This window comes from Chloroflexota bacterium, assembly GCA_011322445.1.
Classification (GTDB): domain Bacteria; phylum Chloroflexota; class Anaerolineae; order Anaerolineales; family DRMV01; genus DRMV01.
In genome coordinates this window covers 1-9,099 of record DRMV01000045.1, presented here as the reverse complement: position 1 = coordinate 9,099, position 9,099 = coordinate 1, and the positions used below count along the sequence as shown (strand labels likewise).

Below are 9,099 nucleotides of genomic sequence, written 5' to 3'. Positions count from 1 at the left end.
TTGCAGCCAGCCGCGGTATTCCCGCACATCCGTGGGCGTCACCGCCGCAGGCGTCAGCGCCTCGCCGTTGGTCTGCTCGAACCAGCGGGAAAACTGGCGTAGGTCGGCCAGGTAGCCCGCCACGGTCGAGGGGGACAGGTCGCGGGCAAGCAGGTAATCACGAAAACCGTGGAAGTCAGGCATTGCCGTCCTCCTGCACCACGGGTAAAGGCTCTGGCAATGAAGGTGTGTCAAGCACCAACCGAATAGGTTGTGGCAAATGCGCGTTGAGCATCTCGGCTAAAGGCCGGGCGTGCTGCTGGAACCACGCTGCTACGGCGGGATTGGTGGCACGCAGCCAGAGAGTGCCGTCTTCCAGACGCCAGGGCGTCAGGCCAGAAAACCACACCCGCCCTTCGGGAAGCGCCTGCGCCTGGGACTGCAACGCCTGCCAAGCGTCGGTCAGGTGGGGCGGCAGGGGCGCGGGTTCCCCGTCGTCATCCCCTGCCGCTGCCAGGCAGGCTTCCCAACTCCGGCGGTGGGCTTCCTGCTGGCGGCGGGCGCGGGTTTCGGGGAGCAGTTCATCCTCCGGTGGCCAAAAGCCCTCTCGCAAAGCCGTCCGCAACCAACCGGCCTTCAAGTGGTGCCGCTGAGCAAAGGCCAGCAGGTTGCAGACGCGCTCGGCGTCTTCCTCCCAAGCAGCGGCCACCTCGTCCAGCGCCCCCGTCCAGTTCAGCGCCTCTACTTGCTCCCGGATGTCTTCTGGCAGCGCGCTTTCGGGCGAGAAAGGCGTCTCAGCATTCTCAATCTGGGTTTGCAGGTCGGCCAATTCGGTTTCGGGGTCTCGGTGTGCATCGCGTAGCAACGTAACCAACCAGCCCGGGCCATCAGCAACGCCATGCTGAAGCGCCAGACGGTAAAGGCGAATGGCGGCCTGCAAACGGTCGGCTGGCACGCTGGCGGCCATTTCCGCAGCAATGCGCGGATACACCCCCAACTGGCGAAGGGTCAGCACGGTTTCCTGAAAAAATTTTTGTGGTGACAAAAAAATTTTTTCCTCAGGAGTTAAGAGTTGTTGTTGTTCTTCTTCTTCTTGAGAGTTAACAACAACAACTCTCTTAACTCTTAACTTAACTGGGGGGGCAACAGTAAACTTTTTTAACTGTTGGTCAGTTAACTTTTTTAACTGTTGGTCGGCATTGGGAGGAGCAACGGCAAGGTCGTAGACGTAGGTGTGATGCCCCGGTGAACGCTGGATGGGATAGCGGGTGAGGATGCCGCGGGTCAAAGCACGCTTTAGACCAGACAGCACAGCAGGACGGCTTAAGCCGGTGAGGGTTTCAAAATCGTCTAACGTGATAGGCTCTCCCCCGCCTATGGTGGCCGTGCGGCTCAAGGCAGCCACGGTGACCTTGAGTTCAGCGCCGGTCATGTAAGGCATGGCTTGCAGCACTTCCGGCGGCAGGAAAACGGCTTCTGGCAGGGTGATGCCGTTGAAGGTGGGACCAAACTCTCTCGTCATGCCTCACCTCCCGCTAATCAGGTCGTCTAACACGTCGGCCAGGACTTGCAGGTTCACGAACACGTACAGCCGGGGTTCGGGTTTGCTGACTGCCCGCTCTTCCCAGAACGGCGTTTCGCGAAGTCGGGCGCGGGCCTCGTTCATCTCGGCTTCGTCCATCGCGGTTTCCCACCGCCATGCTTCAAGGCTTTTCTGGAACCACACGCCCTCCCCTGCTTCAACCTGCCACTTGACCGCTTTGGTCAGCATGAGCGCACCAAGCGCACCCAGTGGTTCGCCGTCATCCCCCACAGGAATGCGGGCAAAGCCTGGTCGGAAGGTGACGACATCAAGCATCAGCGTCAGGAAACTGGAATTTTCGGACATCTTTTCGCTCCTTTCGGTTTGACCGTATCTCGCTCGTAGACGGCTTCTAAGCCGCCTTTCTTTCTGGCCTACTTGGACATCAAAGACGATTTTTCAGGGGGCTAAAAACCCCGTTTTTGAGGGTCGGGGTATGCGGCGGGTATGCGGAAGGTAAAGGGCGGGTGTGCGTGTGGTATGCGTGAGGTACGCCGAACCGCATACCTCGCCTTTTTCACCATCTGGTTTTCCTCGAATTTGCTACCGTCACGGTCTGTTGTGAGGTCACAGGGCGGGGGCGAAAGCCCCATTTTCCAGCCTTCACGTGCTCTAACGCTGCTTCCAAAAGTAGCACCGCGACAGCGCCAATGGGGGCATCTTGGGCAACGGCGGCAATACGCTGATGGGTCTCTTTAGACCACCGGTAATTGAGCACAAACCGTTTCGTCTTTTTGCGCGGTTTGGGTTCGGGCAATTCTTGTTGCGGCCAACCACCTTCGCGCACCACTTCAACCGTCATTTTGCGGCTGCGCGGATTGGGGCGAAAATTCAATTGGATTTCGCCTTCCTGCACAGCGGCCAGTGCCGCGGTCATCAATGCGGTTGCCACGTCGTCAGCAGTAGCGTTGTAATATTCCGCTATCCCTTTGATAGTTTCCCGTACAGCAAGCGCGCGGGCGTGGAAGTCAGCGGGGATTTTGTAGGTGCGCGGGGGATGCGCTTTATCCCAATCACGCGCCCGCCTTTTTTTGCTGCCCCGGCGTTTTGCTTCCGGCGCAGCAATGGACTGCACCACAGGGTCGGGGGTGGTGGGGGAGGGTTCCAGGTCGGCCAGGTTCATGCGCTGCTTTTTCGCCATGCGTCACCTCGCTTTCAGCACGGTATCTACCAGACGGCGATATTCTTCAGCGGCGCGGTCAGTGGGGGCGTGCTCGAACACCGTTTGTCCAAAAGCAGGGCATTCAGCCAGCCGCGCCGCCAGATGAATGGGGGAGAGCACCAGCGCCTTCCCAAAACGACGTTGGTATTCGGCCAACGTCGTGGCGTGTTCTCGTACTCGCTCTCGGTACATCGTGGGGAGTACCCCGAACAGGCCGCCTTGCCATGCCTGTTCGTCTTTCAGGCTCCGCATGGTGCGAAGCACTTTCTGAATGCTGTTCGCGCTCAACGGTTCGGGCGCAGCGGGGATGATCACCCAATCCGCCGCCCAAATCGCCAATACCTGCAATCGCCCAATGGTGGGCGCGGTGTCCAGAATGATATAGTCGTATGCGTTCTCGAAGCGCCCCAGACTTTCCGCCAGCCACGACACACTGGGGGAGGGCAAGGCGTGTTCTACGCCCGACAATCGCGGAGAGGCGGGAAGCAATTGCCAGTTGGGGCGCACTTCCGCCGTCTGCTCACGGATGAAGGCCGTCGCACTGCGTTTGACTTCCATCGTCAGCAGGTAGAACGCGCCATCTGCAGGGGGAATGTGCAGGGCTATCCCCGCTTGCGCCTGGGCATCCAAATCCACCAACAGTACCTTCTTCCCTTTCAAAGCCAGCCCATGCGCTAGGTGTACCGCCGTGGTGGTCTTGCCCACGCCCCCTTTCTGGTTGGTGATGGTAATGATGCGGGTCATGGCCTCTCCTTCCTCACTTTTTTCCATGTCAGGCGGGCTTCGCCGAAGTTCACCAGCAGACCTTCCGCTCGCCCGCGCCAGGCGCTCAAATATGCTTTCAGTTGCCGCACATGGGCGTCCGTCAGGGCGGGTTCGGCTTTCAGTTCCACCACCACCGTTTCCCTGCCTCGCCGCACCACCAGGTCGGGGCGGTAAATCGCCAGCACCACCCCGTCTTCATCCTGCAAACGAAGCGGCATTTCAGGATGCACGCCCAGCTCTTTGCGTTCCAGCGCGGCTTGCAACGCCCGCCGATACACCTTTTCGGCGTGCCAGGGGCCTAACTGGCGATGCACTTCCATCGCCGCGCCAACGATGGTGTAGGGGAGGTCGGGACGCTTCGTCATGCTTCCTCCTTCCGCACCACAGACCACAGGGGCAGCGGCGCACCAAAGGCCAGCACCAGACCACGGGCAGGGCCGCGCCATGCGGCCAGGTACAGCCCCATCCGCTCGCGGCGGTCGAGGGGCACGTGTTCCGCGGCACTCACGCTCACCAGCAGCGCCTCGCGCCGGCCGTTCCGCACCAGCAGGTCAGGCCCCCCCAGGTAGGTGCTGTGGCCGTACTTCCCGTGTGCCCGCACCGCGGGGCGGAAGAGCACCCGCAAGCCCGCGCGCTGCAATTCGGCGCGCAGGGCGCGGTTGTACTCGGCCACGCCGTGGCCCGGGCCAAGACGGCGATGCACCCGCTTTGCCGCGGCTATCGTCAGGGAAAGGGGCGTCTTACCCGCCAACCCACACCTCCCATACCAGCAGGGATTTGTCCCGCTCTACGGGCAACCCCAGGGCTTCCGCGGCTTGAACGACCGCTTCCACGTTGCGGCCTTTCGCGTGGGGGTGCAGCAGCACCTTCCGCGGCGGGCGCCCGTGCTTTTCCGTGTAGTGCTCGACGACTGTTTCGAGGTCTTCCGCGGGTTTGATGCGGTCGAGGACGAGGGAAAAGTATTCCTCGCTGGGGGTCGTCATCACTACGCCTCCAGGAACACTTCGGGCACGGTCTTGTTGGGGTCGTAGTCGTATTCCCGGACGGCGCAACTTTCGCACACGAAAACGCCGTCCTCTACCTCAATCATCTCCGCGGGGTCGAAGGTTGCCCCGCATAAAGCGCAACGTTGGTCTTGGAGTTCGTCAAATTCGTTCATGACTTCTGCCTCCCATTTGCGGATTGCGCGGGCAAGCGCCCGCGCCATTGGCAGCGGCACGGCATTACCCACAAGCCGCTGCTGGCCTGCCACGGTGAAGGGCGTGTCTTCAAAAAAGTCTTCGGGCAGCCCTTGAAGGCGTAATCCCTCCCGCACGGTGGCTTTCGAGGGGCCGGCCTTGGCGCTCAACCGCACCCGCCCGCGGCGGCGCTGTTTGTAACTCCCGGAGGCCAGCACCGCGGGCCGCCACTCGGCGGGTTCCAGTACGGCGTATTCCAGCCAGCGGCGCAAGTCCACGGGGACAGCCGCACCGCGCACGCCAAACCAGAAGCGGCGCAGGCGGTTTTGCACACCCCCCAGCCATCGGTTGTTGAGCAAAAAGGTGTGAACGGCATAGCCTTCCACCTGGGGAGCAGGGGCGTGGGGGACGTTCTCCATGAGAAACCAGCGCGGTTGTGCTTCCGCCACCACGCGGGCAAATTCGGGGATGAGGTCTTCCGCTACCCTGTCTTCCCCGTACCGCGCCCGCACCACGGCGGCCAGTTTGCTGTGCGCCTGGCACGGTGGGCCGCCGATGACGCCCTCGAAAACGCCTGCGGGCGGGTGGAAGCGGCGAATGTCGTGCAGGCGGCCGCACATGGGGTCGGGGCCGCGCAGCACCGTGTAGCCTTCGGCTTCGAAGCCCAGGCCGAGGACGTCTATGCCGGGGAAAACAGATAGCAGCAGGTCTTTCATGCTTCCTCGAAAAGTTTCCATTGCAGTCCCACGGCCTCCGTGAGGGGGGAGCAAGAGCGATGAATATAAGGTGCGCCACCCAGGGCCTGCTGCCACGCCAGCCCTAACGGTTGTCGCAGGCGCTCATCAATCGCCACAACCTGCGCCCACAAGTCGGGATAGTCACGCCGCAGGTCAACCCAAAAATCCCGCGAGTGGTACGGGCATATCAGGCAAGAGGATTTGCGCGGGATGGGCAGCCCGCGCTTCCGCAGCCATGCCACGCAGTCGGCGCGGCTCATGCCCTTTTCCAGCAGGGGGTACGTATGGCGCAGCCACGACACCCCGGACGGGCGCGCCCGTTTCCGCTCATCGGTGGAAATTCCCACCCAGAGGGTCGCTTGCACGCCGGGTTTTACCCGTACCGCGCCGGCGCGATTGACTCGCGCCTGGTCGTTTTCCAGCAAGTAACGCTGAATGGCCTGGCGCAAGGGGATAACTTTGTACTCTTTCGTACATTGGCGATGCAACATGCCTTTTCCTCGCTCCCCTTCAATGTGGAACGGGGGCAGGGGGTACGACCGAAGGCCAGGGGTGAAGATGTCTTCCACCAGCCCGTGGCTGCCCTTCCGCCGTACCCGCCAAAGGGGAACGCCCACGCTGGCAAGGCGGCCTTCCAAATAGCCCAAGTGCTCATACACCCACGGCGGTTCGTTGCCCGTGTCGGCAAAAATCGCCGCGGTGGGGCGGGGAAGGTCGCCTTCCACCACCATTTCGGCAATGGTGGTAGATTGCAGGCCAGCGCCGAGGGAAAGGAAAATCACGGCTTCACCTCACACAGGTACTTCGCATTCACCCACCCGTCCACGGGGCGGATGAGGTGTATCCAGGTCGCACCGTCATCCGCTTTCTCGGTCACGCCGTCCACGGTCACGACACGCCCTTCGTCCAGCACGAAGAACGCCCAGCATTGCACGCCTGGGCAGGCCCGCACGTTTAGCGCGCCTGTGGGGTAGCCGGTGCAAACTACGGCTTTCGCCGTGGTGTTGCTCCCCGTGCTGACCGAGGTTCCCTCGGCGCGCGGGGTGGGGAAGGGCGTGGGCGTGGGTGCGAGACGCTGCACGCCCTCAGTCGGCGTGGGCGTAGGCAACGGCACGTACTGCTTCAGCGTCGCGAGATTGCAGGCCGTCAGAAGCAGCGCCATGACCAGCAAGGTCGGCAAGCAAAAAATCCGCTTCATTGCGCCATCTCCCGCCGCGCACCATGACGACGGCGTAGCCTTCCAGATTGAGCACGCGTACCGCCACCCCCGCGGCTTCCAGCGCCGCAATCGCCGCTTCCAGCATGGCCGCGGCTTCCTCCCGCGTGGGCGGGCGCACCTGCCCGCGGCGGGCAACCATCAACGGGGTGGGGCCGGTCAGCCGACCGGCCTTTTGCCACAGTGCGCGACCGTTCATTACTCCAAATCCAGACTGGTATAATCTCTGTGGTGGCCGTTGTTGCGGTCGCCTTTCATGGCGTCAGCAACGTCGGCAACCGGTTCTACCGTGCGGGGAGCAGGCGTGCTTTGGTCGGCGGCTTGCTCCCCGTTTTCTTGCACCCCGATACGTTCCAGCACCGCATCGCCCAGGTTGCCTTTCAAGGGGACTTCCGACAAACGCCGCAAGATCTGTTCTTCCGCCAACGCTTGCTCGGCGGCCAGCCGCGCCACCTCGTCGTACAGTTTCACCAGCATACGCCGTTGCATCACCGCATCGCGGGCAAAGTTGGCTTTGTCCCGCTCGTCTTGCAGGGCGATTTCGTTCAGGCGGCGTTGCCGTTCCAAAGCCTTTTTCTTCCGCCGTTCTTCTCGCCGAATGCGGGTGCCGTCGCTGACGAAGTGGTACACCACCCCCGCCAGAGCGTTGACGGCGATGATGATGGGCAGCGCGTACCACGCAATCACCATGATGGTGTCGTGCATGGCCTGGGCGTTTTGCATGTTGGGGGCGTAGAGCAACGTATCGGCCACGCCCGTCAGGAACATGCCCGCAGCGTCCACCAGCCACATGCCGAAGGTCAGCCAGTCCTGTTCTTTGGTCGTGCTGCCAAAAATCCAGGCCAGGCTCCACGCCACCATACCGCCGTCCAACCCCAGCAGGCCAAAGTAGGCCATCAGTTCCCAACCCGTGGGAACGGAACGGATGAGCAGGTCGTAGGAGCGGAAAGTCGTGAAGATGAGCAGGAAAATGTCCAGGGCAATCACCACCACGTCGCCAAACGTTACGCCGCCGTGGTCGGTCTTGATGCCCATGACCTTCTCGTAGATACCGTTCAACATAGCAACAACCTCCTATCGCGTCGGTTGGCGAAGCGAAAAGCGCCAACCAAGAATAAGATAAGCATGGGCGAAAACAGCCAGGGCAATCGGCGCTAATGCCACGGCCAGGGGGTGAAAGCGCCAGTTCTGCCGCAGCAGGTCGGCTGCTGCCCACAGGAATGCGCCAGCAACCAGGAACGCGCCCCAGATGTTTTGTTTCTGCCGCTCCACCACCCAGAAGGTGGGGGCGGCCAGTCCCACCACCAGGGGCACGGCCACCAGCGCATAGCGAGCAACCATCGACGTTTGCCCGTACACCTCGGCAACCGCCAGCGCCGCTTCCAACATGCCGTATCCCCACACCCCTGCCGAAACGGCCCGGATGAGCCAGGGGATGGCCCGCAGCACGGTCTTGACCGCGCCTACGGCCAGGTCGCGCACCGCCCGGCCTGCGCCTTGCGCCAGGCTGCGGATTTCTTCCCCGTTGCTTTGGGCTTCGGGGACAGAGGTGGGTGTGGGGGCGTCTTCCATCGCGTCATCCAATCGAGGGTGCAACGAATTTCATCCACCGCCCGCCGCTGCGGGTCATGCCCATGTAGGCAGGCAGATTGCCCAACCCCATCGCTGCCAGGTCGCGCACGATGGGAAGGTTGGGCAGCGGCTGGCTCCCCGCTGCACCGTACAGTTTTCGGTCGGGCAACGGCGCTTCCCAGTCCACCAGGTGGCTGTACCGCAGCGTGACCACCAGGTGGATGCCCACCGTGTGCCCGCGGGCGAGGACGTCGCGCCAGGCTTCCCTGGCTTCGTCGTCCCACTTGTGCCAGTATGCGCCCAAGTCGTGCAGCACCACGATGGTTTGCACCTGGGGCGTCTTGGCGCGGCCTTTCAGGCGGGTGTGCATGGTGATGCGTAGGGCAGCGAGCAGTTTGCGGCCTTCCTCGCTCTCCGGCGGCACGATGCCCGCGCAGTGTTCGGCTTCCGCTACTCCCCGGCTCCACCAGGTGGAGGGCGGGGAGACGATAGCGTACCGGATGCGGTCGCGACCATAGGCGTAACGGGACGCGTCGGGCGCACCGGCGAAGCGGGGCGGTACTTTGCCCTGGTAGGCGATGCTGTAAAGCAAGGGCTCCACCACGGTGGCTAAGGTCATTTCGTCCCCGCCCAGGTAGAGGTAGTGCGAGGCTTTCCTGGGCTGCGTCCAGCGGGCGGCCAGGGGAACGCCGTCTTCGCACACGCCCAGCAGCGCCATGCAGCACTTCCACGGGCCCCACCTCTTCAGCACCGCCGAGACGGTGGGGCGGGTGAGACGGGCGGCCAGTTGCCCCGCCGGTTTTGGCTGCACTAAGGCGCTTTGGCGCGGGGCAAGGGATGAGGATGTCAAAGGTTCTGGTAAAATAGTCATGGCAACACCACACTTTCTGTCTTTGCCCCGCGGGAAC

At 62.6% G+C, this 9,099-nt stretch carries 15 protein-coding genes; all 15 read right to left on the bottom strand.

The features are described from left to right. Positions 1-183, bottom strand: a 183-nt coding sequence (locus tag ENJ54_09920; protein ID HFC10148.1) for a recombinase, incomplete at its 3' end; no start/stop codon positions are given. Beyond that, complete coding sequence (locus tag ENJ54_09915; GenBank protein ID HFC10147.1) at positions 176-1,501, bottom strand: hypothetical protein; 1,326 nt, start codon at positions 1,499-1,501, stop codon at positions 176-178. The genes ENJ54_09920 and ENJ54_09915, both read right to left, overlap by 8 nt. Positions 1,502-1,504: 3 nt before the next feature. Then, entirely contained in the window at positions 1,505-1,867 is a 363-nt protein-coding gene (locus tag ENJ54_09910) for a hypothetical protein (GenBank protein ID HFC10146.1), read from the bottom strand. 211 nt (positions 1,868-2,078) lie between these two features. After that, positions 2,079-2,702, bottom strand: a complete 624-nt coding sequence (locus ENJ54_09905) for a hypothetical protein (GenBank protein ID HFC10145.1) — start codon at positions 2,700-2,702, stop codon at positions 2,079-2,081. A 3-nt stretch (positions 2,703-2,705) separates the two neighbouring features. Then, on the bottom strand, positions 2,706-3,494 hold the full coding sequence (locus tag ENJ54_09900) for a ParA family protein (protein HFC10144.1): 789 nt from the start codon (positions 3,492-3,494) through the stop codon (positions 2,706-2,708). Continuing rightward, the gene (locus tag ENJ54_09895) at positions 3,464-3,934 is read right to left on the bottom strand and encodes a GxxExxY protein (protein ID HFC10143.1); all 471 of its coding nucleotides are present in this window, start codon (positions 3,932-3,934) and stop codon (positions 3,464-3,466) included. The genes ENJ54_09900 and ENJ54_09895 overlap by 31 nt, the downstream gene beginning before the upstream one ends. Then, positions 3,850-4,239, bottom strand: a complete 390-nt coding sequence (locus ENJ54_09890) for a hypothetical protein (protein ID HFC10142.1) — start codon at positions 4,237-4,239, stop codon at positions 3,850-3,852. The genes ENJ54_09895 and ENJ54_09890 overlap by 85 nt, the downstream gene beginning before the upstream one ends. Continuing rightward, on the bottom strand, positions 4,229-4,471 hold the full coding sequence (locus tag ENJ54_09885) for a hypothetical protein (protein ID HFC10141.1): 243 nt from the start codon (positions 4,469-4,471) through the stop codon (positions 4,229-4,231). The genes ENJ54_09890 and ENJ54_09885 overlap by 11 nt, the downstream gene beginning before the upstream one ends. Before the next feature lie 2 nt (positions 4,472-4,473). Further along, positions 4,474-5,403 carry a hypothetical protein gene (locus ENJ54_09880; GenBank protein HFC10140.1) on the bottom strand — a complete coding sequence of 310 codons (930 nt, stop codon included), beginning with the start codon at positions 5,401-5,403 and terminating at the stop codon, positions 4,474-4,476. Then, the gene (locus ENJ54_09875; protein ID HFC10139.1) at positions 5,379-6,185 is read right to left on the bottom strand and encodes a hypothetical protein; all 807 of its coding nucleotides are present in this window, start codon (positions 6,183-6,185) and stop codon (positions 5,379-5,381) included. The genes ENJ54_09880 and ENJ54_09875 overlap by 25 nt, the downstream gene beginning before the upstream one ends. Then, positions 6,182-6,565 (bottom strand): SH3 domain-containing protein, encoded by a 384-nt coding sequence (locus ENJ54_09870; GenBank protein HFC10138.1) that lies wholly within the window; start codon positions 6,563-6,565, stop codon positions 6,182-6,184. Before ENJ54_09870 ends, ENJ54_09875 begins: the two co-directional genes overlap by 4 nt. Then, positions 6,489-6,818: a hypothetical protein gene (locus tag ENJ54_09865; protein HFC10137.1), complete on the bottom strand. Its 330-nt coding sequence runs from the start codon at positions 6,816-6,818 to the stop codon at positions 6,489-6,491. Before ENJ54_09865 ends, ENJ54_09870 begins: the two co-directional genes overlap by 77 nt. Further along, a complete protein-coding gene (locus ENJ54_09860) occupies positions 6,818-7,681 on the bottom strand; it encodes a hypothetical protein (GenBank protein HFC10136.1) in 864 nt (287 codons plus the stop codon). The genes ENJ54_09865 and ENJ54_09860 overlap by 1 nt, the downstream gene beginning before the upstream one ends. Positions 7,682-7,693: 12 nt before the next feature. Continuing rightward, entirely contained in the window at positions 7,694-8,215 is a 522-nt protein-coding gene (locus tag ENJ54_09855) for a hypothetical protein (GenBank protein HFC10135.1), read from the bottom strand. Next, positions 8,196-9,062: a hypothetical protein gene (locus ENJ54_09850; protein ID HFC10134.1), complete on the bottom strand. Its 867-nt coding sequence runs from the start codon at positions 9,060-9,062 to the stop codon at positions 8,196-8,198. Before ENJ54_09850 ends, ENJ54_09855 begins: the two co-directional genes overlap by 20 nt. Positions 9,063-9,099 lie beyond the last annotated feature (37 nt).